The organism is Telluria sp. LT1R51-2, from assembly GCF_059685775.1.
Window position 1 is genome coordinate 1,274,311 of record NZ_JCASIM010000001.1, and the last position, 26,717, is coordinate 1,301,027.

At 65.4% G+C, this 26,717-nt stretch carries 22 protein-coding genes, 4 tRNA genes and 1 pseudogene; 14 read left to right on the forward strand and 13 right to left on the reverse strand.

Features of this window, described 5'->3' with window-relative positions; translation table 11 throughout:
• Positions 1-51: 51 nt before the first annotated feature.
• From tssM to AC56LH_RS05735, 3 genes are read left to right on the forward strand one after another with little or no spacing between them, the layout of a single operon-like run.
• The gene (gene tssM, locus AC56LH_RS05725) at positions 52-3,828 is read left to right on the forward strand and encodes a type VI secretion system membrane subunit TssM (protein WP_499644754.1); all 3,777 of its coding nucleotides are present in this window, start codon (positions 52-54) and stop codon (positions 3,826-3,828) included.
• A complete protein-coding gene (tagF, locus tag AC56LH_RS05730; RefSeq protein ID WP_499644756.1) occupies positions 3,828-4,775 on the forward strand; it encodes a type VI secretion system-associated protein TagF in 948 nt (315 codons plus the stop codon). The genes tssM and tagF overlap by 1 nt, the downstream gene beginning before the upstream one ends.
• A gap of 1 nt (position 4,776) precedes the next feature.
• Entirely contained in the window at positions 4,777-5,562 is a 786-nt protein-coding gene (locus AC56LH_RS05735) for an OmpA family protein (RefSeq protein ID WP_499644758.1), read from the forward strand.
• 66 nt (positions 5,563-5,628) lie between these two features.
• Here the strand turns inward: AC56LH_RS05735 and icmH are convergent, their stop codons facing one another.
• The 3 genes from icmH to tssJ are packed head-to-tail and all read right to left on the reverse strand — an operon-like array spanning position 5,629 to position 8,399.
• On the reverse strand, positions 5,629-6,393 hold the full coding sequence (gene icmH / locus AC56LH_RS05740; RefSeq protein ID WP_499644759.1) for a type IVB secretion system protein IcmH/DotU: 765 nt from the start codon (positions 6,391-6,393) through the stop codon (positions 5,629-5,631).
• Complete coding sequence (gene tssK, locus AC56LH_RS05745) at positions 6,390-7,781, reverse strand: type VI secretion system baseplate subunit TssK (RefSeq protein ID WP_499644761.1); 1,392 nt, start codon at positions 7,779-7,781, stop codon at positions 6,390-6,392. The genes icmH and tssK overlap by 4 nt, the downstream gene beginning before the upstream one ends.
• 54 nt (positions 7,782-7,835) lie before the next feature.
• Complete coding sequence (tssJ, locus tag AC56LH_RS05750) at positions 7,836-8,399, reverse strand: type VI secretion system lipoprotein TssJ (protein ID WP_499644762.1); 564 nt, start codon at positions 8,397-8,399, stop codon at positions 7,836-7,838.
• 203 nt (positions 8,400-8,602) lie between these two features.
• On the opposite strand from tssJ, the gene AC56LH_RS05755 reads away from it, so the two are divergent.
• The 7 genes from AC56LH_RS05755 to tssA all read left to right on the forward strand — a co-directional run bounded on the left by AC56LH_RS05755 (position 8,603) and on the right by tssA (position 16,076).
• A complete protein-coding gene (locus AC56LH_RS05755; protein ID WP_499644763.1) occupies positions 8,603-9,184 on the forward strand; it encodes a tetratricopeptide repeat protein in 582 nt (193 codons plus the stop codon).
• Positions 9,185-9,244: 60 nt separating this feature from the next.
• Entirely contained in the window at positions 9,245-9,769 is a 525-nt protein-coding gene (gene tssB / locus AC56LH_RS05760; protein WP_499644764.1) for a type VI secretion system contractile sheath small subunit, read from the forward strand.
• A 1-nt stretch (position 9,770) separates the two neighbouring features.
• Entirely contained in the window at positions 9,771-11,261 is a 1,491-nt protein-coding gene (gene tssC, locus AC56LH_RS05765) for a type VI secretion system contractile sheath large subunit (protein WP_499644766.1), read from the forward strand.
• Between the two features lie 55 nt (positions 11,262-11,316).
• Positions 11,317-11,808 carry an Hcp family type VI secretion system effector gene (locus AC56LH_RS05770; protein ID WP_183551309.1) on the forward strand — a complete coding sequence of 164 codons (492 nt, stop codon included), beginning with the start codon at positions 11,317-11,319 and terminating at the stop codon, positions 11,806-11,808.
• Positions 11,809-11,882: 74 nt separating this feature from the next.
• Entirely contained in the window at positions 11,883-12,380 is a 498-nt protein-coding gene (gene tssE, locus AC56LH_RS05775) for a type VI secretion system baseplate subunit TssE (RefSeq protein ID WP_499644767.1), read from the forward strand.
• A 12-nt stretch (positions 12,381-12,392) separates the two neighbouring features.
• A complete protein-coding gene (gene tssH / locus AC56LH_RS05780) occupies positions 12,393-15,050 on the forward strand; it encodes a type VI secretion system ATPase TssH (protein WP_499644768.1) in 2,658 nt (885 codons plus the stop codon).
• Between the two features lie 15 nt (positions 15,051-15,065).
• The gene (tssA, locus tag AC56LH_RS05785) at positions 15,066-16,076 is read left to right on the forward strand and encodes a type VI secretion system protein TssA (RefSeq protein ID WP_499644769.1); all 1,011 of its coding nucleotides are present in this window, start codon (positions 15,066-15,068) and stop codon (positions 16,074-16,076) included.
• Positions 16,077-16,111: 35 nt separating this feature from the next.
• Here the strand turns inward: tssA and phaP are convergent, their stop codons facing one another.
• Together phaP and AC56LH_RS05795 are read right to left on the reverse strand one after the other, a co-directional pair.
• Positions 16,112-16,675, reverse strand: a complete 564-nt coding sequence (gene phaP / locus AC56LH_RS05790) for a TIGR01841 family phasin (protein WP_258837687.1) — start codon at positions 16,673-16,675, stop codon at positions 16,112-16,114.
• 73 nt (positions 16,676-16,748) lie between these two features.
• Positions 16,749-16,955: a hypothetical protein gene (locus tag AC56LH_RS05795; RefSeq protein ID WP_499644770.1), complete on the reverse strand. Its 207-nt coding sequence runs from the start codon at positions 16,953-16,955 to the stop codon at positions 16,749-16,751.
• Positions 16,956-17,079: 124 nt separating this feature from the next.
• Between AC56LH_RS05795 and cueR the strand changes: the two genes are divergently transcribed.
• Entirely contained in the window at positions 17,080-17,469 is a 390-nt protein-coding gene (cueR, locus tag AC56LH_RS05800; RefSeq protein WP_499648408.1) for a Cu(I)-responsive transcriptional regulator, read from the forward strand.
• A 102-nt stretch (positions 17,470-17,571) separates the two neighbouring features.
• Here the strand turns inward: cueR and AC56LH_RS05805 are convergent.
• The 4 genes from AC56LH_RS05805 to AC56LH_RS05820 all read right to left on the reverse strand — a co-directional run bounded on the left by AC56LH_RS05805 (position 17,572) and on the right by AC56LH_RS05820 (position 18,071).
• Positions 17,572-17,656 (reverse strand) — tRNA-Leu (locus AC56LH_RS05805).
• A gap of 66 nt (positions 17,657-17,722) precedes the next feature.
• Positions 17,723-17,807 (reverse strand) — tRNA-Leu (locus AC56LH_RS05810).
• A gap of 55 nt (positions 17,808-17,862) precedes the next feature.
• Positions 17,863-17,947 (reverse strand) — tRNA-Leu (locus tag AC56LH_RS05815).
• A 39-nt stretch (positions 17,948-17,986) separates the two neighbouring features.
• A tRNA-Leu gene (locus AC56LH_RS05820) sits at positions 17,987-18,071 on the reverse strand.
• A gap of 396 nt (positions 18,072-18,467) precedes the next feature.
• Here AC56LH_RS05820 and rnr point away from each other — a divergent pair.
• The 3 genes and pseudogenes from rnr to AC56LH_RS05835 all read left to right on the forward strand — a co-directional run.
• A pseudogene (gene rnr, locus AC56LH_RS05825) lies at positions 18,468-20,757 on the forward strand (ribonuclease R); the annotation flags it as partial.
• A gap of 1,275 nt (positions 20,758-22,032) precedes the next feature.
• Positions 22,033-22,776, forward strand: coding sequence for a 23S rRNA (guanosine(2251)-2'-O)-methyltransferase RlmB (gene rlmB, locus AC56LH_RS05830; RefSeq protein WP_332530077.1), 744 nt, complete (start codon positions 22,033-22,035; stop codon positions 22,774-22,776).
• A gap of 186 nt (positions 22,777-22,962) precedes the next feature.
• The gene (locus AC56LH_RS05835; RefSeq protein WP_499644772.1) at positions 22,963-23,628 is read left to right on the forward strand and encodes a YceH family protein; all 666 of its coding nucleotides are present in this window, start codon (positions 22,963-22,965) and stop codon (positions 23,626-23,628) included.
• On the opposite strand, the gene AC56LH_RS05840 is transcribed toward AC56LH_RS05835, so the two are convergent.
• Genes AC56LH_RS05840 through AC56LH_RS05855 form a run of 4 tightly spaced genes read right to left on the reverse strand, consistent with a single transcriptional unit; the run spans position 23,588 to position 26,599 of the window.
• On the reverse strand, positions 23,588-24,376 hold the full coding sequence (locus AC56LH_RS05840) for a hypothetical protein (protein ID WP_499644773.1): 789 nt from the start codon (positions 24,374-24,376) through the stop codon (positions 23,588-23,590). The two genes, AC56LH_RS05835 and AC56LH_RS05840, sit on opposite strands and share 41 nt — an antisense overlap.
• 5 nt (positions 24,377-24,381) lie before the next feature.
• Positions 24,382-25,353: a hypothetical protein gene (locus AC56LH_RS05845; protein WP_499644774.1), complete on the reverse strand. Its 972-nt coding sequence runs from the start codon at positions 25,351-25,353 to the stop codon at positions 24,382-24,384.
• 8 nt (positions 25,354-25,361) lie between these two features.
• Positions 25,362-26,234 (reverse strand): ABC transporter ATP-binding protein, encoded by an 873-nt coding sequence (locus AC56LH_RS05850; protein ID WP_499644775.1) that lies wholly within the window; start codon positions 26,232-26,234, stop codon positions 25,362-25,364.
• On the reverse strand, positions 26,231-26,599 hold the full coding sequence (locus AC56LH_RS05855) for a GntR family transcriptional regulator (RefSeq protein ID WP_499644777.1): 369 nt from the start codon (positions 26,597-26,599) through the stop codon (positions 26,231-26,233). Before AC56LH_RS05855 ends, AC56LH_RS05850 begins: the two co-directional genes overlap by 4 nt.
• Positions 26,600-26,717: the final 118 nt, after the last annotated feature.

A 26,717-nucleotide genomic window follows, 5' to 3' on the forward strand; every position in this document is an offset into this window, starting at 1 on the left:
CATGCGAGCATTTCCTGTGAGACTCTTTTTTCAACGGACCTGGGCCCCGCCATGGCACGATTCTGGAAGTTCCTGTCCGACAGCCGCCTGCCGATCCTGATCGTGATCGGCTTGGCAGCCGTCGCGGCGCTCCTGGTGCTCGGCGCCGTGGCGCTGGACATCGGCCTCGTGTGGTCTGCCATCGTGGGCCTGGCCTTGCTGGGCATCTGGGGCGCGGGCTGGATGATCCGGCGCGCCTGGCGTGCGCGCGAAGGGCGCAGGCTGGCGTCGGCCATCGCCACGGAGGATGCCGGGGACGACGTCGCGAACGACGGCGCGGACGACGGCGGCAAGGGCGATGTTGCCGTGCTGCGCAAGAACCTGCTCGATGCGGTCAGCACCATCAAGACATCCAAACTGGGCCTGACGCGCGGGGCGGCCGCGCTGTACGAGCTGCCGTGGTATATGGTCATCGGCAACCCGGCGGCGGGCAAGAGCAGCGCCATCGTCCGCTCCGGGTTGACGTTTCCGATCCCCGGCAACAAGGCCCTGCAGGGCGTGGGCGGCACCCGCCATTGCGACTGGTTCTTCACCACCGACGGCATCCTGCTCGACACGGCCGGCCGCTATTCGGTGCAGGAAGACGATCGCGACGAATGGTTCGGCTTTCTCGACCTGCTGCGCCGCCATCGCCAGCGCGCACCGGTCAACGGCATCCTGATTGCCGTCAGCGTTGCCGAACTGATGGCCGGCCCGGCCACGGCATCGCATGAACTGGCCAAGAACCTGCGCACCCGGATGCAGGAGCTGACCGAGCGCCTGGGCGTGCATCCGCCCGTGTATGTCGTGTTCACCAAAGTCGACCTGGTGGCGGGGTTCCTGGATTTTTTCAGTGACAGCGAACAGGCCGAGCGCGAGCGCATCTGGGGCGCCACGCTGCGCTATAACCGCCGCAGCGCGCCGCAGGACGTGCTGGCGTTTTTTGACGCCCAGTTCGAAGAACTCGTCGATGGCCTGAAAGCGATGAGCCTGGCCGGGATGGGGGCCAACCGCAGCACGCTGATGCGCCCGGGCGTGTTTACCTTCCCGCTCGAATTCGCGGCAATCCGCACGCCGCTGCGCGCGTTTCTGGCCACGCTGTTCGACGAAAACACGTACCAGTTCAAGCCGGTGTTTCGCGGCTTTTACTTTACCAGCGCGCTGCAGGAAGGCAGCGTGCAAGACCTGTCGAGCCTGCGCGTGGCCAGCCGTTTCGACCTGGCGCTCGGCGCGCGCGAGGACGCCGTGGCCGCGCCGACGGGCGAGCAGTCGGGCTACTTTTTGCGCGACCTGTTTCGCAAGGTGATCTTCGCCGACCGCGACCTGGTCAAGCGCTACACGAAACCGGCGGCGGCGCGCTGGAAGCTGGGCCTGTTTTTCGGTGCCACGATCCTGCTCGGCTGCGCGATGGGTGGCTGGTCGTGGTCGTATCTGGGCAACCGCCAGCTGGTGGCCAATGTGCAGGCCGACCTCGATAAAGTCACCAGGCTGCAGGCCGGGCGCATCGACCTGCAGTCGCGGCTGGAGGCGCTCGACATCCTGCAGGACCGCATCGATCTGCTCGACGGCTACCACCAGGACAAGCCGTGGGCGCTGGGTTTTGGCCTGTACCAGGGCGGGCAGCTATCGCGCAAGCTGCGCGACGAATACTTCGCCGGCGTGCGCGCGGTGTTGGTCGAACCGGTGACGGCGGCGCTTGAAACCATGCTTGCCGACGTCAATACCAATGCCGCCAACCTCGATCCGACGCGCCAGGCCGCTACGCCGGCGCCCCGGCCCGGCCAGCCCTACCAGGATGCGTCACCCACCAGCGTTGGCGACGCCTATAACGCGCTCAAAACTTACCTGATGCTCGGCGATAAAAGTCATGCCGAGCCGGGACACCTGAACGACCAGCTGACGCGTTACTGGCGCGGCTGGCTGGAAGCGAACCGCGGCGCGATGCCACGCGAGCAGATGATCCGCAGCGCCGAGCGGTTGTTGAGCTTCCACCTGGCTAATATCGACGACCCCGCCTGGCCGCAGATGACGCTCAAGCTGGGTCTGCTCGACACCACCCGCGAGCATCTGCGCCGCGTGGTGCGCGGCACGCCGGCGCGCGAGCGCGTGTACGCCGACATCCGCACGCGCGCCGCCACGCGCTTCCCGGCGGTGACGGTGGCGCGCATCGCCGGCGAACAGGATGGCGCCCTGGTGGCCGGCAGCCACGCGGTCAGCGGCGCGTTCACCCGCGCGGCGTGGGACAAGTTCGTGCTGGGCGCGATCCGCGACGCCTCGAGCCGCGAACTCAATACGGTCGACTGGGTACTCAAGACCACGGCGCGCGACGACCTGACATTGGAGGGCAGCCCGGAGCAGATCCAGAAGGCGCTGGTCGACCTGTACAAGGCCGATTACGCACGCGAGTGGGTCAAGTTTTTGCAGGGCGTGACGATCACCGACCTGCGCGGCTTCGACGCCAGTGTGCAAGCGATGAACCGGCTGGGCGACCCGCAATCATCGCCCATCGCCCGGCTGCTGCGCACGATCCATGAAGAGACCGCGTGGGACAATCCGGGCGGGTTGCGCCTGCCGGCAAGCAAGACCGAACGCGGTGTCGCCGAGTGGATCAAGCAGAAAATCCTGCGCCGGGCGCCGTCTGATGCGCGCACGCTGGCCGACGCCATCGATCCCGTCGAATTGACGGGCGGGCCGCAAGGTGCGGGCCCGATTGGCCGCGAATTTGCCGGCGTGGCGCGCCTGGTCGGCGCCAGGGAAAAAGAAGCGTCCCTGATGACGGGCTACCTCGACGCGCTGTCGCGCCTGCGCACGCGCCTGAACACGCTGAAGAACCAGGGCGACCCGGGGCCGGGCGCCAAGCAGTTCATGCAGCAGACGCTCGAGGGCAGCGGCTCGGAACTGGCCGAGGCGCTGCGCTACGTCGACGAGCAGATGCTGACCGGGATGAGCGAGAGCCAGAAAAGCGCGCTGCGGCCACTGCTCGTACGCCCGCTGACGCAGACCTTCGCGATGATCGTGCTGCCATCCGAGGCCGAGATCAACAAGACCTGGCAGGCGCAGGTCGTCGAACCGTTTACGCGCACGCTGGCGACCAAGTACCCGTTCGCGCAGGGTTCCAGCGTCGAGGCCACACCGGGCGAGATCAGCCAGGTGTTCGGCCCCGACGGCGCCGTGGCCAAATTCGTGGGCACGGCCATGGGCCCGCTCGTCGTGCGGCGCGGCGACGTGCTGGCCGCGCGCACCTGGGCCGACATCGGCATCTCGCTCGCACCGCAGGCGGTGGCGGCGTTCCCGGCCTGGATCGCGCCGCTGTCGAACAACGGCGTGGCGGCCGGCACGGCGGCGCAGACCGTGTTCCAGATCCTGCCGCTGACGGCGCCCGGCACGCTCGAATACACGGTCGAAATCGACGGCCAGCAGCTCCGGTACCGCAACACCCCGCCCAGCTGGAGCAATATGGTGCATCCGGGGCCGCAGGGCGTGTCGGGCGCACGCGTGTCGGCCCTCACGTTCGATGGGCGCACCGTGGAACTGTTCAACCAGCCCGGCCAGTTTGGCCTGCAGCGCCTGTTCGAGTCGGCGCAGCGCACGAAGAAGGACGGCGGCGTGTTCGAGCTGCGCTGGAGCGCCAACAATGTGACGGTGGCAGTCGACCTGAAAATCGTCAGCAGTGCGCAGGCGGGCGGCGGCGGGCAGACGCAGGGCCAGGGTTTTCGCGGCATGCGGCTGCCGCCGGCGATCGTCGGCCACTTCGATGCGCCGCCGCTGGCGGCGCCGGCCCCGGCTCTGGCCAGCACGGGAGGCCAGTGATGCGCGCCGACCGGATCGGTTATTTTGGCAAGCTGCCGGCACGCGCCGACTTCGTCAAGCTGGCGCACGACCCTGCCGCGATCGGCATGCTCGATGCCTGGCTGGCGCAGGTGATGACGCTGCTGCCGTCCGACGCGCGCTGGCGTTTTCATTACGACGCCATGGCGCCGGTCAGTTTTGCCCTCGTCGGCCCGGCGCGCCACCACGCGGTGGCCGGGCATCTGCGGGCCAGCCATGACCAGTCGGGCCGTCGCTTTCCGTTCCTGGCAACGCGCACGCTGACGGTCGCCGACCCGGCCGCTTTCGTGGCGAGCTGTCCGGTCGCGTTCGCGCCGCTGTGGGAGTTTCTGCAAGCGATCTGCCCGAAGGTGCTGGCCGACGCCGATCCCACGGCATCGCTGCAGGCAATCGCCGACAGCGCAATCGGCCTGGGTGACGCGGATGCCTACCTGCGCTGGATCGACGCCGGCACGGTCGGCTCGCTCGACGCGCTGCTGGGCGGTTGCGGCGTCGAACGGCTGGTGCTGGCGCTTGGCCTGCTGCTGCAGCCGGTGATGCACAGCCAGCCCAGGGCCCTCGACAAGAGTCTCGTGCTGCCGCTGCCCCTTGATGCTGCGGCGCGCTATCCGGTGGCTGCGTTCTGGCTCGGGCTGATCGCGCCGTTCCTGCGGCGCGCCGGGTTCGACCTGGCGCTGTTCATCACGCACCAGGACGAGCGGCCGGTGCTGGTGGTGGGCTTTTGCGACGCGCTGGCCGACACGCTGCGCGCCATGATCGATCCACTGGTAGGCGCCGAGCTGCAAGTGCGCTTGCGTCACACCGGCTGGATCGACGCGCAGCTGCAGCTTGACCCCGACGTGCGCGCGCTGGCCAGCCAGCTGGCCCAGCCCGACCTGCCGCTGGCGCTGGCGCGCGAGCTGTTCATGACCACCTTCATCGGAGCCTGACATGACACTTCGCACACTGATCGTCATGCTGGGCGTCGCGGGCCTGGCAAGCCTGCCGCACGGCGCAGCCCAGGCCCAGGCCCAGGCCCAGGCCGAAGCACCGGTCCTGATCACCGGCACCGTGGCCGACGAAGCCACCCGGGCGGCGCTGCTCGAGCGCCTGCGCAGCGTGTACGGTCCGGCGCGCGTGGTCGACCAGCTGTCGGTCGGCACGGTATCGACGCCCGCCAACTGGAGCGCGTATGTCGGCCGCCTGATCGGGCCGAACCTGCGCCTGGTGAAAGGCGGTCAGCTGAAAGTCGACGGCAACAGCGTCAGCCTGCGCGGCGATGTGCTCAACGAGGGGCAGCGCCAGCAGATCGCGGGCGACATCGCGGCGAACCTGAATCCGACCTACACGGTCAACAATGGCCTGCGGGTGCAGGCGTCGCAGCAGAACGTTCTGGACGCGGCGCTGGCCGACCGCATCATCGAATTCGAGTCGGGCAAGGCGACCCTCACGCCGGCCGGCACCGCGGTGCTGGACGGGATGACGGCCGCGCTGCAAAAGATCAAGGGCGTGAAGGTGGAAGTGATCGGGCACACGGACAATGCCGGTTCGCGCGCGGGCAACCTGTCGCTGAGCCAGGCGCGCGCCGAAGCGGTCAAGGCCTACGTGGTGGCGCAGGGCATTGCGGCCGAGTCGATTGCAGTGTCGGGTGAGGGACCCGACCGGCCGGTGGCCGACAACCGCACGCCGGAGGGCAAGGCGCGCAACCGGCGCATCGAGTTCAAGGTGATCCAGTAAGGCATCCAGTAAGCCATCCAGTGAGCCACCCCGGCCCGCGATTTGCAGGCCGGGCGTGTCGACGCATCATGGCAGCGTGATCGTCACGTTCGCCGCTTTCGGCGGCAGTTTCACCAGATCGTTGTACTGCGCCAGCGCATGACGCGTGTCATTGCCCAGCACTGTCCGGAAGCCGACGTACGCGCCCAGGCCGGCCACCATGAACACCGCGCCCAGCACCCACAGCGACAGATCGCTGCGCACGCGGTTGATCACCTGGTCGGGGCGCTCGGCCTGCGGCGCGAAGCCGCGCGTGCGGCCGCGCATGCGGGCGATCTCGTCGCCCAGGCGCGCCACCAGGTAATCGAGCTTGTCCTTGCCGTCGAGCGCATAACGCCCCTGGAAACCCAGCAGCAGGCACATATGGAAGACCTCGAGCGCCTCGACGTGCTGCGCTCCGCGCGCGCGCAGGTCTTCGAGCCGGTTGAAGAAGTGTTCGCCCGCCAGCTGGTCGCCGAAGACCCGCAGTTGCAGCGGTCGTGTTTCCCACGCCTCGCGCACGTCGAAGGTCGAGCGCAGAATGATTTCATCGACCGCCGAGCAGAACGCGTACTTGGCAGCCTGAATATCGTCGGCGCTGATGCCGAGCGCCTTGGCGCTGCGGTCGACGTCGCCGAGAAAGCTCGTCATGTTGTCGGCGAACGCGCCCTTGTCCTGCGGCCCGCACCCGGTCTTGAGCAGGAACAGCGCATAGAACCCCTCGTACATGATGTCGCTGAGGCGTTGCGTGCGGATGGCGCGCTCGCCGGCATCGGCCTTGGGCGCGGCGCGGCGCTCGATGAACGCGCTCATGCCGATACCGCGATCAGTTCGAGCCGCAATTCGCGCAGCCCGTTGGGAACGTACACCGAGATCGTCTGCGCCTTGAGCATGGCGTCATACAGCAGCGCGCGCGCCTCGAGCACGAAGTACACCAGGTCGGGCCGTACGGGGATCGCGCTGGGCACCTGCGGCGCGTGCAGCAGCTTCACGCCCGGCAGCGCCGAGAGCACGCAGCGGTCGACGTCTTCGGGCGCGCCAACCTTGAACTGCAGCGGCACCGTCTCGACCAGGCGCAGCGCCGGCATGTCGGCGGCCACCGCCAGGTACAGCGTGGTCTGGGGCGTGATGCGGCCCGAATCGAGTGCGCCGTGGTAGTACGACGGCCGGTCGCGCTGCAGGGCGATGGTGAAATAGCGCGACGAAATCACGGTATCGAGAAGGTCGCGGATGATGCTGTCAAGGCGCGCAAACTGCGGCGCCGGATCGGCATGAACGTACGCCGGCAGGTCGCCCAGCCGGTAGCTGCGCGAATAGGTCATCAGGCCGCCGGCCAGGTGCAGCAGCGCGCCGTACAGGCGCTCGGGATGCAGTTCGCGGTGGTGCAGGTAATGGGCCAGCGCCGCATAGCCGGCGCTGGCCGTGTGCAGGAGCCAGAACGACGACACGTCGCCGCCGCGGATCTCGACCACGTTGCGGCTCGGTTCGCGCAGGTCGCCATACAGCGCGGCCACCTTGGCCTGCAGCTTTTCCATCAGCCGCACCAGGGCGCCGTACAGGCCCATCCCCGGGCCGGACACCGCATCGATCGACAGGCTGGGCGGGATGAAGCCGGGATCGGGCTCGAAGCCGCCGGTGGCCACGCGGCGCAGACGCAGCAGCGGAAAGCTGTCGTACGCATCGAGCGAATCGCCATCGGCCACCAGCCGCAGCGCCTTGCGCAGATAGGTGACCGGGGCTTCGGTAGCGCTGCTGTACAGGTCGTGCGTCTCGTGCGTGTCGCGCTGGTAGCGGGCAAAGCGCAGATCGCCTTCTGCACCATCCGATGCGCCATTGACATCGCCAGCCTCGCTGGCGCAGTTGTCGCCATGGGTGCGCAGCGCCGGCAGGGCGGCGTGGTAGGTCACGCTCTGCAGATCCGGCGGCAGGTCGGCCAGACGCACCTGGGGCGGCAGCAGGTCGCCGTCGGGCGCCCGGTACACCTCGCCCTCGGGAAACAGCAGCGAGAGTGCTTCGAGGCGCAGCACGTCGTTCCTGAGTGCGTCGAGATCGACCGTCAGCTTGCGTACGCCCCAGCAATACGGATGCAGCGCGCAGGCGGTCTGGTTCAGGCGCGCCTCGTGGTAGCGTTCCTGCTGCTGGAAATGCTGGGGCCGCAGGAACAATCCCTCGTCCCACAAGACCCTGGATGGCATGCTCACGTCGGCCTCGCTCGGTATCCAAAACGGTTTAGCTTGCAGGAAAGATTCTGACATTCATTGACAGGGCACAGATGCCAGCGTCGGCGCCGCACTGATCGGTCCACTCGCCAGGTTCAGCGCACACGCGTGCAGGCCAATGCTCACACCGTCGCGTTCGGCGTCCGCGCTGCTGAGCGTCGTGCGCCAGTGGCCGGCGGCGGGATGGTGGAACAGCGCCACGATGCCGATGTGGCGGGCTTCGCGCGCCACGGTTTCGGTCACCTCGTAACGCTGTCCTGGCACCAGCATGATCTCGCGCACATCGACCAGGTCGGCGCCGAAGCGGTCGCGCTCCTGCTGCGGGTCGAGAAAGGCGGCATAGGGCGCGCTTTCGAAAGCATCTTTCTGGCGCAGTTTGTACAGGCGCACGGCAAGTGCCAGCGGCTGGCCGCGCTGGTTGACATTCAGGCGCGTGGCCGCGTGCATGCGCAGCAGCACATTGCGCGGGGGTTTCTGCGATTCGGCCAGCGCAGTTGGCTTGCGCAGGCTCGCCAGCGGGCCGAGCGCGGTGCCGCCGCAGCCGGATAGCGCCGTAACGAAGGCAAGGGCCAGCAGCGCACAGCGGTAAGTTGCCGTCATTCCGTTCTCCTTGGAATTTTCCTGAGCACCAACGTTGGATTGAATCCGTTTCTCGCCGCGATACGCTGCGCCAGCGCAAGTCCAGGCAGGTTCGTACCGCGATCCCACACGCGTTTGCTGAATTCGCTTGCCGTTGACAGGGCACAACTTCGCATGGGTCTCGATGCGAATAATGGTGGCTTGTTTATTCACCGGAGCCGAACATGATTCGCCAACGACTGTTACCCATGCTGCTCGGCGTCGCCATCCTGGCAGGGTGCGCCACGGAAGGGACGGGCGGGAGCGCACCGCGCGCCGCCGTATCCGGCAACCTTTACGTGCAGGCCGATGCGGCACTGGCAGCGCGCCAGCCCGAACAGGCGATCCTGCTGCTTCAATCGGCCAGCGTGGCCCATCCCGTCGACAAGAAACCGTGGGTGCGCATGGCCCAGATCCGGTTCGACGCCAGCCAGTATGGCGAGGCGATCAGCAATGCGCAGCAAGCGCTGGCGCGCGATCCCAATGACACGCTGGCCTACAGCATCCTTGCCGTCAGCGGGCTGCGTGTGGCCAGCAAGGCGCTGGCTGACCTCACCCGCAAGAACAATCTGCAGGGTTCGGTGCGCAGCGAGGCACAGGATCTGGCCAGACTGCTGCGCACCAGCCTGGGCGAGGAAGTACTGGTCAACCCGCGCCCGGTGACGCGCGCACCGGTGCGCAAGCCCCCGACCCAGCCGGCGGTGGCGGCGCCATCGCGACCGGCGCCTGCTACTGCGGGCGGCAGTCCGTTCGATGTCCTCAAATAACGCCGCTGCCCTTACCAGGGGCCGGTTACGCCGGCCATCCCATCCCCCACTGGAGTCGATATGGCCAAGAACGAGAGCGTACAAAAACGGTTGCAGAAGGTGCGCGCGCCGCGCGTGCAGATGACGTATGACGTCGAGATTGGCGACGCGACGGAGAACAAGGAACTGCCGTTCGTGGTCGGCGTGGTCGGCGATTTCGGGACCGATCCGCAGCTTGAAAAAAAGCGTCTGAAGGACCGCAAGTTCGTCAACGTCGATGCCGCCACTTTCGACGAAGTACTGGGCGGCGTCGCGCCGGTGGCGAGCTTCCAGGTCGAGAACCACCTGTCACCGGACGGCGGCACGTTCGGCGTGCAGCTGCAGTTTCGCGAAATGGCCGACTTCCGGCCCGAATCGGTCGTACGCCAGGTGGCGCCGCTGGCCGGGCTGCTCGAGGCGCGTACCAAGCTGGCCGACCTGCGCAACAAGCTGGCCGGGAACGACAAGCTCGAAGACATCCTGACCGACGTGCTGGGCAATACCGAAAAGCTGGGCAGCCTGCGCAAGCAGCATGGCGACGTGGGCAGCGCGGGCGAGGAGGGTTGAGATGGCCGCGGTTCTCGACGCAATCAATGCACAGCCGGGCGCGCCCGAACTGAATGCGACGCTGCTCGACGAGATCGTCGAACAAAGCCGCGTGGCCACGTCCAGCAGCGAGCATGCACGGGCGCGCGACCTGATCTCGGAGCTGGTCAGCCAGGTCATGCAGGGCACGATGGTGATGTCATCGAACCTGTCGGCCACGATCGATGTCCGGCTGGCGGAGCTCGACCGGATGATCTCCGAGCAGCTCTCCGCCGTCATGCACGCGCCCGAATTCCAGAAGCTCGAGCGCAGCTGGACCGGGCTGCAATACCTGGTCAGGAACAGCACGACCGGCGCCAACCTGCAGATCCGCATGCTCAACGCGTCCAAGCGCGAGCTGGTGAAAGACTTCCAGTCGGCGATGGAATTCGACCAGAGCACGATGTTCAAGAAAATCTACGAAGAAGAATTCGGCACCTTCGGCGGCGCGCCGTATGGCACGCTGATCGGCGACTTCGAGATCTCGCGCCAGCCCGAAGACATGTACTTTCTGGAACAGATGTCGCACGTGGCCGCCGCCAGCCACGCGCCGTTCATCACGTCCTCCAGCCCCGAACTGTTCGGCGTCGAGAGCTTCGGTGACCTGGGCAAGCCGCGCGACCTGTCCAAGGTGTTTGACACTGCCGAATACGCGAAGTGGAAGGGGTTCAGGGAATCCGAGGACGCGCGCTACGTCGGTCTGACGCTGCCGCGCTTTCTGGGCCGGTTGCCGTATCACCCGGCCGACGGCGTGACCACCGAAGGCTTCAATTACGTCGAGGATGTCGACGGCAGCGACCATTCCCGCTACTTGTGGTGCAACGCCGCGTATGCGTTCGGCGCGCGCCTGACGCGCGCGTTCGAGGATTACGGCTGGTGCGCGGCGATCCGCGGTGTCGAGGGCGGCGGCCTGGTCGAGAATCTGCCGACCCACACGTTCAAGACCGACGAGGGCGAGGTGGCGCTGAAGTGCCCGACCGAAGTGGCGATCACGGACCGGCGCGAGAAAGAGCTGTCGGACCTGGGCTTCATCTCGCTCGTGCACTGCAAGAACACCTCGTACGCGGCGTTCTTGGGCGCGCAGTCGGCGCAGAAGGCGCGCAAGTACAACAATGAAGCGGCCAATGCGAATGCGGTGCTGTCGTCGCAACTTCAATACATCTTTGCCGTGTCGCGGATCGCGCACTACATGAAATCCATGATGCGCGACAAGATCGGCAGCTTCGCGGCAGCGTCCAATGTCGAGGATTACCTGAACCGCTGGCTCACGCAATACGTCCTGCTCGACGATAACGCGAGCCAGGACCAGAAAGCGCAGTTCCCGCTGCGCGAAGCGAGCGTGCAGGTCTCCGAGGTGCCGGGCCGGCCCGGCGTCTACCGCGCCGTGTCGTTCCTGCGACCGCATTTCCAGCTCGACGAGCTGTCCGTTTCGCTCCGTTTGGTCGCGGAGTTGCCGCAATCGACCAAGAACTGACTGCTGTAACCATCTTGTTATTCAACCGACGTTTCAATCACACTTGGAGTAGAACATGGCAATTGACGTGTACCTGCAGATCGACGGGATCAAAGGCGAGTCGCAGGATGACCGGCACAAGGACTGGATCGAGTGCACCTCGGTGAACTGGGGCGTGAGCCAGCCCCGTTCGGCCACGGCATCCACCGGCGGCGGCCACACCGCCGAGCGCTGCGAGCACCAGGAAATCGCGCTGACCAAGCTCGCCGACCTGGCCTCGCCCATCCTGTTGCAGACCTGCTCGGCAGGCAAGACCATCCCCAAGGCCAAGCTGGAATTCATGCGCGCCGATGGCCAGGGCGAGCGCATCAAGTACTTCGAGATCGAGCTTGAAAACGTGCTGATCGGCGGCGTCCAGCCGAGCGTCGCCGAAGGCAGCATCATCCATGAAGCAGTGGGCCTGAAGTTCTCGAAGATCAAGTGGAAATACACCCAGCAGAAGGTGACCGGCGGCGCCGGCGGCAACACCTCGGGCGGCTGGGACCTGGCGGCCAACAAGATCGTCTGAGCGGCGCCCGCCGCTTTCCACGCGGCGGCCGTGCGCCGCCGCGTATTCATCGTACCAACTCCCTGGGAGACACCATGCATGGCTGCACGCCCGGCCTGCTCGACCGGCTGATGGACGAACGTCGCGATGCTGTCCCTGACACCCCCGGCACCCGGATTGGCATCGAGGGTTTCAAGGACAGCGTCGCGCGCGACCTTGAAGCGCTGCTCAATACCCGCATCGCGCTCGATGCCGGCGATCTGGCCGGCTACCCGCATGCGCGCGCGTCGCTGCTGCAGTATGGCCTGGTCGATTTCGCTGGCTATTGCCTGACCAGCAGCATCGACCGCGCCGCCATCTGCGCCAGCATCGAAGCGGCGATCGCGGCGCACGAGCCGCGCTTGTCCGACGTACGGGCCGTGTTCGAGCCGGATGCGGGCGCCGTCAATCGGCTGCAGTTCGCCATCCAAGCCCGTCTGGCGCTGGGCGGCCAGCACGAGGCGATCAACTTCAACGCGGTGCTGCAACCGTCGTCGCTGCACTACGACATCCACCGCACCGTCCGGCCCGGCAAAGGCCGCGACGGCACCTGACCAGGAGGCACGATGGACATCAATCTCAAGACACTGATCTCGAAGCTCAACGACACCACCCGCGCGGCGGCCACGCGCGCTGCCGGCATCTGCGTCGGACTGGGCCAGTACGAAGTCGATGTCGAGCACCTGTTCCTTGGCCTGATTGAGCAGCCGGGCAGCGACCTGGCCGCGATCGCGCGCCACTGCGACATCAGTTTGACCGGGCTTGACGCCGACTTGCGACGCGAAGTGGCGCGCTTTGCCACCGGCAGCGCGCGCACGCCCGTGTTTTCACGCCATCTGCCGCTGCTGTTCGAGCATGCGTGGCTGATCGCCTCGCTCGGGGTCGGCGGGCCACCGCAGATTCGCAGCAGCCATCTGCTGCTGGCCCTGTTGACCGAGCCGTCGCTGGCGCAACTGGCACAGCGCGCGTCGCCGCTGTTCGCGCGCTTTCCGCTCGACCGCCTCAAGCACGACGTCGAACGCCTGACGCGCGGCTCGGTCGAGCAGCCGGGCATCGCGCCCGAGGTCGGCGAGCCCGGGCCGGACGCGGCGTCGGCGCTTGCGCAGTCCGCGAACCGCGCCACGCCGGCCCTCGATCAGTACACGACGTGCCTGACCGCGCGTGCGCGCGACGGCAAGCTCGATCCGGTCATTGGCCGCGACATGGAAATCCGCCAGGCAATCGACATCCTGATGCGCCGGCGCCAGAACAACCCGATCCTGACCGGCGAAGCGGGCGTCGGCAAAACCGCCGTCGTCGAAGGCCTGGCGCTGCGCATCGCGCATGGTGACGTGCCGGATGTGCTCAAGGGCGCCGAGATCCACACGCTCGACATGGGCCTGCTGCAGGCCGGCGCCAGCGTGAAGGGCGAATTCGAAAACCGTCTCAAGAACGTCATCCAGGAAATCAAGCAGAGCCCCCACGCGATCATCCTCTTCATCGACGAAGCGCACACGATGATCGGCGCCGGCGGCGCGGCCGGCCAGAACGATGCGGCCAACCTGCTCAAGCCTGCGCTCGCGCGGGGCGAGCTGCGCACGATCGCCGCGACCACCTGGGGCGAATACAAGAAATACTTCGAAAAGGATGCGGCGCTCGCACGGCGCTTCCAGGTGATCAAGGTCGAAGAGCCCGACGAAGACACGGCGGCTGCGATGCTGCGCGCGATGGCGCCGCTGATGGAGCAGCACTTCGGCGTGCGCATCTACGACGAGGCGGTCACCGAGGCAGTGCGCCTGTCGCACCGCTACATCAGCGGGCGCCAGTTGCCGGACAAGGCCATCAGCGTGCTGGACACGGCGTGCGCCAGGGTGGCGCTGGGCCAGAGCGCAACGCCGGCGTTGCTGGAAGATTGCGGGCGCCGCATCGAGCGCCTGGACGCCAGCGTCATAGCCCTGCGCCGCGACGCCAGCGCCGGCGAGGATCACGCGTCCGCGCTGGCGTCACTGGGCGAAGAGCGCGCCAGTGCGGCTGCCGAGCAGGTCGCGTTGCACAGTCGCTGGGCTGAGGAGCAGGTCCTGGCGGGCCAGATTGCCACGCTGCGCGCCGAACTCGAAGCGGCCGGATCGAATGCAGCAGGGTGTGGCAGCGCGCATCTGCGCGCGCTCGGCGAGCGCCTGCGCAGCCTGCAGGGCGACGCGCCACTGGTGCCGGTGCAGGTCGACGGGCACACGGTCGCCGCCATCGTCGCGGCCTGGACCGGCATCCCGCTCGGGCGCATGGTCAAGGATGAAATCCGCACCGTCGTCAATCTGCAGGCGATGCTCGACGAGCGCATCCTGGGCCAGCGCCACGCCAGCAGCGTCGTGGCCCAGCGTGTGCGCACGGCGCGCGCCAATCTGGACGAGCCGAACAAGCCGAAGGGCGTGTTCCTGTTTGTCGGCACCTCGGGCGTGGGCAAGACCGAAACGGCGCTGGCGCTGGCCGACATCCTGTACGGCGGCGAGCGCAAACTCATCACGATCAATATGAGCGAGTACCAGGAAGCGCACAGCGTCTCCGGCCTGAAAGGCTCGCCGCCGGGCTATGTCGGCTATGGCGAGGGCGGCGTGCTGACCGAAGCGGTGCGGCGCAATCCATACAGCGTCGTGCTGCTCGACGAAGCCGAGAAAGCGCACCCGGACGTGCTTGAACTGTTCTACCAGGTCTTCGACAAGGGGGTAATGGACGACGCCGAAGGGCGCGAAATCGACTTTCGCAACACCGTCATCATCCTGACGTCGAACGTCGGGGCCAGCCAGGTGATGGCCGCGTGTCTGAAGAAGCCGGCCGCCGACATGCCCACGCCCGATGGGCTGGCCGATCTGCTGCGTCCCAGCCTGATGAAGCATTTCAAGCCGGCGTTCCTGGGCCGCCTGACCGTAGTGCCGTTTTATCCGATCGGCGACGACGTGCTGGCCAATATCATCCGCCTGAAGCTCGCACGCATCGGCGCGCGCGTGCTGGACAACCACAAGGCCCTGTTCGAGTACGACGACGCGCTGGTGGCGGCGGTGCTCAGCCGCTGCACGGAAGTCGATTCCGGTGCGCGCAATGTCGACAACATCCTGGGCGGCACGCTGCTGCCCGAAATCGCCGACAGCGTGCTGGCGCGGATGATGGAAGGCGGCACGATCACGCGTGTGAAAGTCGGCGCGACCCGCGCCGGCAAGTTCAAATACTTGATCGAACCGGTGCAGGCTTGATCTCAAGGAGACATCATGCTCGATATCGCCGCTCTTCTCAAACCGATCACGCCGGACAATCCGTGCGGCGCCGACCTGGCGTTCGCGCCCGAAGTCGATGCCATCGCCCGCGCGCGCCTGGCCGACGATCCGTCGCTGGAGCAGGGCGCCTGGGTCACGACGCTCAAGGAGGCCGACTGGAAATTCGTCGGCAAACACTGCACCATCCTGCTCGAAACGCGCAGCAAGGATCTGCAACTGGCCGTCTGGCTGGCCGAGGCAAGCACAAAAACCGGCGGCATACGCGGTCTGGCCGATGGCCTGGGTCTGGTGGCGGCATTGTGCGAGCGTTACTGGGACGGCGTGCATCCACAGTCTGACGAAGATGGCGTCGAGCGACGCATCGGCATCCTGGCCTGGCTGGCCAGCCACGTGGCGCCACTGGCCAAGGGGGTGGCGCTGGACGAGAGCGGCGCGCTGACAATGCAGGCATGGGAAGTGGCGCGCACACGCGGGCCGGAAGCGGTGGCCGAACTGGATGCGCTGCGTGCACGCGCCAAGCCGGCGTTCGTGCAGATGGTGCTGACCGACTGCGAAGCGTGCGTTGTGGCGCTGGATGAACTGGAACGGGTCGTTGACGCGCGACTGGGCAACGACGGCCCCAGCTATCGCGTGGCCCGCACGGCGCTGCGCGACGTCATCGACCTGATGTCAGCGGGCTTGCCGGCAGCTGTGGCGGACAATGCGGCAACGAGCGCAGGCGAGGGCGGCCCCATCGCTGTGGCGCAACCTGTGCTTCGGGGCGCGCCGGTCCTGCAGCGCGATCAGGCGCTGGCGCAGCTGCGCCAGGTCGCCGCGTTTTTCCGGCGCACGGAGCCGCACAGTCCTGTTGCGTATCTGGCAGAGAAAGCGGCGCGTTGGGGCGAGCAGCCACTGCATGCCTGGCTGCGTTCGGTGATCAAGGACGAAGCGTCGCTGTCGCGACTCGAAGACTTGCTGGGAATTGACGGCCAGGTGGACCAGCCGGCGAAGCTCCCGGCGCCCTGAGGGGCCGGGTTGCTGAAGAACGGGCTTACCCGGGCTTACTCGGGTTTGTCCTGCTTGCCGCCACCGGGGGTGACGATGGTGCTGGCGCGTTCGAACTGCGCTTCGACCGTCTGCACGGCCTGGCGCGTGGCGGCCGTCACCTGTTCGTAGCCCTTGAAGGCATTGTCGATCGCCGCCTTCATGATCTGGACCGCATTCTCCGACCCAGGCTTGACGTTCTGGGTGACGTCATAGATCAGCGCCGACAGCGTGTTCTTCGCTTCGACCGCGTGCGCATCGGCCGCGCCGCGGAACTCGTTGTGCATGTCGTCGATGATGGCCTTCAACTGCGTCGTGTACTCGGCTGCGTTGGTCACGCCGGCGGCTGGCTGCATGCGCGCCGCGAGCGATTCGTACGCGGCCTTCGGATTACCGGCCTGGGCGACATCACGGCTCGCTTGCATCGTGCTGTCCATCGTGCTCTTGATGGCGTTCATGTTCAGGGCGACGACCTGCTCGACGCCCTTGACGGTCTTGCCGGCCAGCGCATTGAAGGTCTGCATCTGCAGGTCGAACAGGGTTTTCGTGGCGTTGGCAAACTGTTCCGGGCTGGTAAACATGGGGTGTCTCCTCAGTGGGTAAGCTATTTTTGAAAACTGAACAATGACAGACAAACGGCGTCTGCCGGGTTCATTATTTAGCAACGATGGGTTTTTCGCAACGCGCGTCACGATACGGGCCGTTCGCCTTGACCCAGCCTTCACCCAGCGGCGTCGGCGAACAGGCCAGCTCGCCCGTGAGCTTGCTGCGCCATTGGTAATAGGGCGCCGGCGCAGCCAGGCTGGAAGCGACGCCGACCATGAGCGCCGCCCCCAGGGCGGCAGAGCGAAGAATCTGCATGACGTCCATGCTCGACCGTTACGGCGTCCAAGTCAAGCGCGCACTTGTCCTTCCCATCGTGGCAAGGTGTAAGCTGGTGCCTGACCCACGACAGGAGCGTACCGTGCAAGCGAGCCCACCCAGCATGAACATCGGCGACGCCGCCCGCGCGTCGGGCATTACGGCCAAGATGATTCGCCACTACGAATCCATTGGCCTGGTGCCGGCGCCACGTCGCACGGATGCCGGTTATCGCCTCTACAGCGAGCGCGAGGTGCGCGTACTGCAATTCATTCACCGTGGCCGCGCACTGGGCTTTTCGCTGGACCAGATCAGGAATCTGCTGGCGCTGTGGGAAGACAAGGGCCGGGCCAGTGCCGACGTGCGCGCACTGGCGCAGACACATATCGAAGAACTGGACCGCAAGATCGCCGAGATGGCAGCGATGCGGCGCACGCTGGTGAGTTTGGCGGCGTCGTGCCACGGTGACGCGCGCTCGGCCTGCCCGATTCTGGACGATCTGGCGGCGCAGTGAGTCTGCGCCAAAAACGGGAGGCACAACGCAAAACGCCGTAACCCTGTTTGGAAGGCTACGGCGTTTTGCGGGACACGGGGTCCACAAACTCACTACATTTTTTGGTGCCCACGGAGGGACTCGAACCCCCACACCTTGCGGCACATGGACCTGAACCATGCGCGTCTACCAATTCCGCCACGTGGGCACTGCAACTGCTGACAACGATACTGCTGACTACTTATTACTTACTACTTACTGCGAGATAGACTTTTGGTGCCCACGGAGGGACTCGAACCCCCACACCTTGCGGCACATGGACCTGAACCATGCGCGTCTACCAATTCCGCCACGTGGGCACTGGGACTAGTTACAACGATACTGCGTGCTACCTGATACCCTGCTTGAAACCTTTGGTGCCCACGGAGGGACTCGAACCCCCACACCTTGCGGCACATGGACCTGAACCATGCGCGTCTACCAATTCCGCCACGTGGGCACTGCAACTACGGTAAAACAATACAACCGATGAACTTTTTGGTGCCCACGGAGGGACTCGAACCCCCACACCTTGCGGCACATGGACCTGAACCATGCGCGTCTACCAATTCCGCCACGTGGGCACTGCAAGAACATCTCTGCTACAATAGCAGGGTTTGTCATTTTCCGCCAGATCAACTATTCCTGAAAATAGCTGACTTCGCATCAAACATACTCTGTTACGCCTGCTTTTCATCGCCCCGGCGTTGTCGCCGTTGCTGAAGAGAGCGAGATTATAGCGGATCATTTTCAATAGTCAAAGACCCAAGGTGAAGTTCTCGACAAGGACTCACGTGCAAGTACCCCGCGCAAGCATTCCGCGCATGCATCCCGTGACGGGCGCAGGTCGTTGGCGCACATCATGTTAGGCGAATCGGATAGACCTCCGTTACACTACGCCTGTCATGGTGTCAATTAACCACGCTGCCGCCCTTATGTGATGTGCGGCGCTCTACTGGCCAAAAGAAAAAAGAATCGATTTGAAGCAACCTACTCATACCATTCCAAGCCGCGAGGAAATCCTCGCTGTCTTCCGCGACGCCGCTGAATCGCTCGATGCAGCCGCCCTGGCACATGCCCTTGATGTTCAGCCCGCAGCGCAGGAAGTCCTCGGCCGCCGCCTGAACGCCATGGAGCGTGACGGCCAGATCCGTTCCGACCGTAGCGGCAACTATATGCTGGCTGATCACTCCGCCTTCGTGGCCGGCAAAGTCAGCGCGCATCGCGACGGTTTTGGCTTCGTGATTCCCGACGAACCGGGTCCCGACCTGTTCCTGTCGGACCGTGAAATGCAGAAAGTGCTGCACGGCGACCGCGTCATGGCGCGCGTGACCGGCATGGACCGCCGCGGCCGTCCGGAAGGCTCGATCGTCGAAGTCGTCCAGCGTGCCAACACGCACATCATCGGTCGCCTGCTCAATGAAGAAGGCGCGTGGATCGTCTCGCCCGAAGACCAGCGTATCGCCCAGGACGTGATTGTTACCGGTCCGACCGGCAACGCGCGTGCAGGGCAGGTCGTCAGTGTCGAACTGCTCGAGCAGCCAGGCCGCTTCCAGAAGCCGACCGGCCGCATCGTCGAAGTGCTGGGCGAGCTCGATGACCCGGGCATGGAAATCGAAATCGCCGTGCGCAAGTTCGGCGTGCCGCACATCTTCTCGCCGGCCGCGCTCAAGCAGGCCGGGCGCCTGCCGAACGAAGTCATCGATGCCGATCTGGCCAACCGCGTGGACCTGCGCGACGTGCCGCTGGTGACGATCGACGGCGAAGACGCACGCGACTTCGACGATGCCGTGTACTGCGAACCGGTGACGATCAAGGGCGTGAACAGTTTCCGCCTGCTGGTCGCGATTGCCGACGTCAGCCATTACGTCAAGCCGAACGAGGCGCTCGACGCCGACGCGATCGAACGCTCGACGTCGGTCTACTTCCCGCGCCGCGTGATCCCGATGCTGCCCGAGAAGCTGTCGAACGGCCTGTGCTCGCTGAACCCGGCAGTGGACCGTTGCACGCTGGTGTGCGACATGGTGGTCTCGCAGGATGGCGAAGTCACTGCATACCAGTTCTACCCGGCCGTGATGCACTCGGCTGCGCGCATGACCTACAACGAAGTGGCCGATATCCTGGCTGACACCAATGGCGAACAGGCCCAGAAGCGTCCGGGCATCGTCCCGCATCTGCAACACCTGAACCAGGTGTTCCGCGCGCTGCTCAAGGCGCGCCAGGAGCGCGGTGCGATCGACTTCGAAACCACCGAAACCTATATCGTGTGCAATGCGCTGGGCAAGATCGAAAAGATCATCCCGCGCACCCGCAATGACGCACACCGCCTGATCGAAGAGTGCATGCTGTCGGCCAACGTCTGCGCTGCCGACTTCTTGTTGCGCCACAAGCACCCGGGCACGTTCCGCATCCACGCGACGCCGACCGAAGAAAAGCTGAACCAGCTGCGCACCTTCCTCAAGCAGGTGGGCCTGAACCTGGCCGGTGGCAACAAGCCGAGCGCGCGCGACTACGCCGCCGTGATGCAGCAGATCAAGGAGCGGCCGGATGCGCAACTGCTGCAGACGATGATGCTGCGTTCGATGCAGCAAGCCGTCTACAGCCCGGACAACGTCGGCCACTTCGGCCTGGCGTTCGAAGCGTACGCGCACTTCACCAGCCCGATTCGCCGCTATCCCGATCTGCTGACGCACCGTGCGATCAAGGCGATCCTGCTTGGCAAGAAGTACGAGCCGAAAGGCATCGACCTGGCCAAGCTGAACACGACGCAGTCGAATTCGGCCCGCAAGCAGGCCGCGAAAGACAAGGCCGACGGCAAGGCGCCGAAGAACGAAAAAGACCTGACCATCTGGGACGCCCTGGGTGTGCACTGCTCGGCCAACGAACGCCGCGCCGACGAAGCGTCGCGCGACGTCGAAAACTGGCTCAAGTGCTTCTTCATGCAGGACAAGATCGGCGAAGAGTACACCGGCACCATCGCTGGCGTGACCACCTTCGGCATCTTCGTCCAGTTGGACGAGCTGTTCGTCGAAGGCCTGGTGCACGTCACCGAGCTGGGCGCCGATTACTTCCAGTACGACGAAGCGCGCCACGTGCTGCGCGGCGAGCGTACCGGCCAGAGCTATGGCCTGACCGACAAGGTGACCGTCAAGGTCGCACGCGTCGATCTGGAATCGCGCAAGATCGACCTGACGCTGGCGTCCGCGCCGGGCGCCGAGTCGTCGGGCGACGACGCCGGGCGCGAGCGGAATCAGGGCGGCCGCAACAAGGAACAGCGCAGCAACGAGCCACGCACGAATGACGGTCGTCAGAACAACGGCGGCAATGGTGGTGGCGGCAACAACGGCAATCACAACGGTGGCAACGGTAACAATAACGGCGGTAACGGTAACAACAACGGCGGTAACGGCAAGCGTTCGCGCGGTGGTCGTTCGCGTGGTCCGAAGCCAGGTAATAACGGCGGCAACAACGGCGGTAACAACGATCAAGCTCGTCCACAGCAGTCGCCACTCGAGATTGCACGTCCGCTTGGTCAGGATGGCATCGAGCCGCAACAGGCGAAGCCGAAATCGCGCAAAGCCCGTCAGAAGGCCAAGGCGGCTGAGCGCGCTGCGGCAGCAGCAGCAGCGCCAATGACGACAGCGACGCCGCAGGCACCAGTGCAGGCAGCGAAGCCGGCACCAGCGCCAGTGCAGGCGCAGAAACCAGCACCAGCGCAGGCGCAGAAGCCAGCGCCAGCGCCGGCACCGGTTGCAGCACCAGCACCAGCACCAGCACCGGTTGCAGCAGCACCAGCACCGGTGGCGCAGCCAAAGCCTGCCGAAGCAGTCGCGGCCCCAGCGCCAGCGCGCAAGCCACGTGCAACCAAGGCCGTCGTCAACGACGTGGTCGCGGCTGCACCAGCCCCTGCGCCAGCGCCGGTTGCCGACGCCAAGCCAATGAAAGCCGCAGCAAAGAAAGCGGTCGCGAAAGCGCCAGCAGTTGCGGCGCCAGTTGCAGCTGCACCAGTCGTGGCAGCACCCGTCGCGGCAGCGCCAGCGGTCAATGCGCCAGCCAAAAAGGCTGCTGCCAAGACGGCTGCCGTGAAAGCGCCGGTCGCCGCAGCCCCAGTTGATGCACCGGCCAAAGCAGCAACGGTCAAGGCGCCAGCGAAGAAGGCAGCAGTCAAGGCGCCAGCCAAGTCAGTCGCAGTCAAGGCTTCGGCCGAGACCGTTGCTGCCAAAGCACCGGCCGAGGCAGCGGCAGTCAAAGCACCGGCCAAGGCAGCGGCAGTCAAGGCTCCGGCCAAGACAGCAGCGGTCAAAACGCCAGCCAAGGCAGCAGTCACCAAGGCGCCGGCCGAGCCAGTCGCGGCCAAAGCGCCAGCCAAAAAGGCGGCAGCTGCACCACGCAAAGCCGCAGCCAAGGCTGTCGCTGAGCCGGCCGCGCCGAAGGCTGTCAAGGCCCCGGCCAAGACCGCAGTGAAGACCGCGTCGAAGACTGCAGCAAAGACCGCAGCCAAAACCAGCAAGAAGTAAGTCCCTGAAAGTATTAGAAAAGTAGCAAATGAAAAATAAAATGATGTTCGGCTTCCACGCCGTGACCTCGCGACTGCGTCACGAGGCCCAGTCGGTGGAAGAAATTTTCGTCGATGCCGAGCGCAACGACGGCCGCATGAAGGACCTGATCGCCCACGCCAAGGCAGCCGGCGTGCGCGTGATGCCGGTCGAAGCCGCGCGTCTCGACAAGATCACTGGCACCCGCCGTCACCAGGGCGTGATCGCGTTTGCCAGCCAGCTCGCGCTGGCGCGCAATCTCGATGAGCTGCTCGACGCCATCGAAGGTCCGCCGCTGCTGCTGATCCTGGACGGCATCACCGATCCGCACAATCTGGGCGCCTGCTTGCGCGTGGCCGACGGTGTCGGCGCGCACGCGGTCATCGTGCCGAAGGACCGCGCGGTCGGCTTGAACGCCACCGCCGCCAAGGTCGCTAGCGGCGCCGCCGAGACGGTCCCGTACATCACGGTGACCAATCTGGCGCGCACGATGCGCGAGCTGAAGGAACGCGACATTCTCCTGATCGGCACCACGGACGACGCCGACAAGGGCCTGTACGAAGCCGACTTCTCGGGCCCTGCCGCACTTGTCATGGGTTCGGAAGGCGAGGGCATGCGCCGCCTGACGCGCGAGACCTGCGATGTGCTGGTCAGTATCCCGATGTTCGGTTCGGTCGAAAGCCTGAACGTGTCGGTGGCTTCGGGCGTCTGCCTGTACGAAGCACGCCGCCAGCGCATCGGTCGCGACAGCTGATTGTGCTTCATGCCCGGATTGCTGCGCTCGCGGCAATCCGGGCAGTTTCATCCCTCCGCAGTACCAAATCTCCCCCCAGCAAGGCTCTTCCCGAATCGGCGACAAAACACGCCAGGCCATCCCGCGCCAACGACGGTGGTAAACTCGCTTCGAACAACTGAACTGTTTGGCATAACAAGGAATCGCATGACGAATGAAATGGTGGCGGTACTCGATCCGGTCGAGCTGCGCGTGCTGGCCGTGCTGGCCGAAAAAGAAGGCCTGACGCCCGATAATTATCCGATGTCGCTCAACGCGATCGTCAATGGCTGCAACCAGTTGTCGAGCCGCGATCCGGTCATGCAGATCAGCGAAGCGGTCGTGCTCGATACGCTGCAGCGCCTGGCCGAGCGCAAGCTCGTGAACGCCATCTCGCAGGCCGGTGCGCGCGTCGTCAAGTACGAGCACCGCATGCGCATCAAGTGGACGCTGGAGCAGGACAAGCTGGCCGTGCTCACGATCCTGATGCTGCGTGGCCTGCAGACCGCCGGCGAAATCCGCACCCGCAGCGGGCGCCTGCACGAATTCAAGACCGTGGCCGATGTCGAAACGGCGCTGCAGTTTTTGATCGACAAATACCCGCCGCTGGTCGTGAAACTCGAGCGCGCGCCGGGCACGAAGGAATCGCGTTACGGCCAGTTGCTGGGCGGCGAGATTACCATCGTCGCCGGCAGCGAGCAGACGTCCAGCAGCGCGAGCAACCTGACGCAGGGCGGTCGCATCGCGCAGCTCGAAGAAGAAGTCGCCACGCTGCGCGGGGAGATGGAAGACCTCAAGGGCCAGTTCGAGGCGTTTCGCCAGCAGTTCCAGTAACCGGCTCGAACGCCAGTTCGATCAGCGCGTCGTCGCTCCAAGCCGGATCGTTCATGGCGGTGCGAAAGCTCTTCCCGTCGACCGGCAGGTCTTTCGTGCGATCCGCTTCACGCAAGGTGGCGCGCGAAAGGGTCGCTGGCGTGTCGAACTGAAAGCCATCGCGCTCGGCATTGAAGAAGTTGCACCAGTTGGGCGTCAGCAGCACGCTGTTGACGAACAGTGTACGCATCAGGCCAATCTCATCCTTGCCGATTGCGACCATCACGTGGCATTCAAGCCGCAGGTCGCCGAGGCGCCGCACGTTCTCTGGCAGGCCGGGCGAGCGCACCAGTGGCGTCACACGATACATGCGTCGCTTGCGATTGAGCACCAGTTCGCTGTTCGCCGCCAGCGCGGCGCTGCTGCGCGGCACGATGGTCTCGAACGCATCGTTGAGGGCCAGCGGCAGCACGAAGTCGTCCTTGCCTTCCAGACGCAGCGCCAGTGGCGCCTCGTCCAGCCTGGGCGTGTTGTCGGTCCAGGCGCGGCGCTCGACGCGGAAGCGTAAAGCCTCGGCTTTTGGTGCCATGCTGTGATGGCGCTCAAAGGCGTCCAGGCCCGCGACGATTGCCGTGTACTTGCGCACTTCCGGCTTGCGGATTGCGTTGATGTGGATGGATTCGGGGCTGTCCGGCGGCGTGTCGGCAGCGCTGGCGCTGACGTTGACACCGAACAGCATGGCGAGCATCAGGATGGAGAAAGCTCGCATCGCGCTCACCCCTCGTCACGCCAGCGGCGCAGGCGAATCGCGCCGTAGATCATCGCACAGCCAGCAGCGGCCGCGATCCAGACACCCGGCGTGAGCAGCGTGGCATACGACGTACCCAACAGCAGCGGCCCATCCAGACCGGCCTGTTGCTGCTGCGCCAGCGCCGCGCCATTGACTTCGCCGAACCAGATCCCGGGGAACACGCCCAGGAGAACCCGCGCCACGATCTCTTCACCGAACCACTTGACGTTCATCGACACGCCGGCAAAACGCCCGGCCAGGAAATCGAACCAGGCCAGGATGGCGAGTGCCACCAATGGCGCGCCGACGGCCCACAGGAACACGCGCGACTTCGCCCAGCTCGACACCAGCAGCAGCCAGCCGACCGTCGGCAGCGCCCACAGGATGTACAGCGGCAGGAAGCTGATCAGATACACGGGCGCCAGATAGAAGTCGACATTGGCCAGCACCGGCGCGATCAGGTTAATGCCCTTGATGGCGCCGCCCAGCAGGCCGATCACCAGCAGGATCAGCGAGGCCGCAATCCCGATCGCGATGGTCGCCAGTGGCGCGACCAGCAGCGCGGTTACTGCCTTCGACAGCACGGTCTGCGCATCGGACAATGGCAGCGATTTCCAGAACAGGATGCTGCGGTCGCGCCGGTCGTCGTACAGCGCCGCCATGCAGTAGAAGAACACGACCACTGGCAGCACGAAAAACAGCGGGGCCGTGATCACCAGGTAGCTCGACGCGGCGGCAGCGGCCAGCTTGGCCAGCATCGCGGGCGGCAAGCCATTGACCGTCATCACTTGTTCGCCGCTGACCTGCACGTGGAACGACGGGTTGGCGATGATGGCGTACAGGAAGCCGCCACCGAACAGCAGCACGAGCACGGCGGCCACTGCCAGCGGCGCCCAGAAGAAGGCGCCTTTGTGTTCCCACAGTTCGCGCCGGATCAGCCATTTCATGGTGCTCATTGGCGTAGTCATGCGTAGGTTCCTTTCATGGTGGCGACGAACAGGTCGGCCACGCTCGGGTTGCGTACCTCGCCGAGTGCAGCCAGCTGGGTGCGGGACAGGCCGCCGGCGCGCAGCGCGTCGAACAGCATCACGGATTTGCCGAACACGGTGCGCTCGTCGATCGGTTGCAGCGCTCTGGCCGCCGCCACCTTGTCGCTGCCCACCATGACTTCGACGTAGCGCTCGCCGATCTCTTCCATCGAGGCAGCCAGCGCAATCTTGCCGTCGCGGATGAACAGCAGGTCGGTCAGGATGTGCTCGACTTCCTCGACCTGGTGCGTGGTGATGACGATCGTCTTGTGTTCGTCAAAATAGTCTTCGAGCAGGTTCTGGTAGAACGTCTTGCGGTAGATGATGTCCAGGCCGAGCGTCGGCTCGTCCAGCACCAGCAGCTTCGCGTCGATTGCCATCACGAGCGCCAGGTGCAGTTGCACGATCATGCCCTTGGACATTTCCTTGACCTTCATGGTCGGCGTCAGCTTGGTGTTGGCGAGATAGCGCTCGGCCTTGCTGCGGTCGAAGCGCGGATGCACGCCGGCCACGAAGTCGACCGCATCCTTCACGCGCAGCCAGCGCGGCAGGATGGCGACGTCGGCGATGAAGCAGACGTCCTTCATCAGTTCATCGCGCTGGGTGCGCGGATCCAGGCCCAGCACCGACAGCTCGCCTTCGCAAGGGATCAGGCCCAGGGCCGCCTTGAGCGTCGTCGTCTTGCCCGAGCCGTTGGGGCCGATCAGGCCGACGATGCGGCCGGCGGCGATCTCGATGTCGATGCTGTCGACGGCGACCCGCTTGCCGTAGTGTTTGCTCAAACCCCTGGCTGAAATAACGGCGGTCATGCGGCACCGCCGTTGTCCACATTGCTCAGCAATTGTTTGATGTCCAGGCCCAGGCGACGGATGCGCTCGAGCATCGCCGGCCACTCTTCATTGATGAAACGTTCGCGCTCGCTGGCCAGCAGTTTCTCGCTGGCGCCTTCGGTGACATACATGCCAATTCCCCTTCGTTTTTCCACCAGTTGTTCGTCGACCAGTTCCTGATAGGCCTTCGACACGGTGATTGGGTTGAGTTGATAGTCGGCGGCGATCTGGCGCACCGAGGGCAGGGCGTCGCCAGCCTTGAGATCGCCGTCGAGCATCATGCCGACGACGCGCTCCTTGAGCTGGCGGTAAATCGGAGTTTTATCGTTCCAGCCGACGGTCATCGGGGGCCTCCGTGGTGGTTCGGTACGGCGTCAGGGTGATGCGCATGCCTGCCTCCTCATGGTGGTGTGTTGAAGTGGTGTTGTAGTTGAGTATAACAGTGGTCGCGCAAACGTCAAC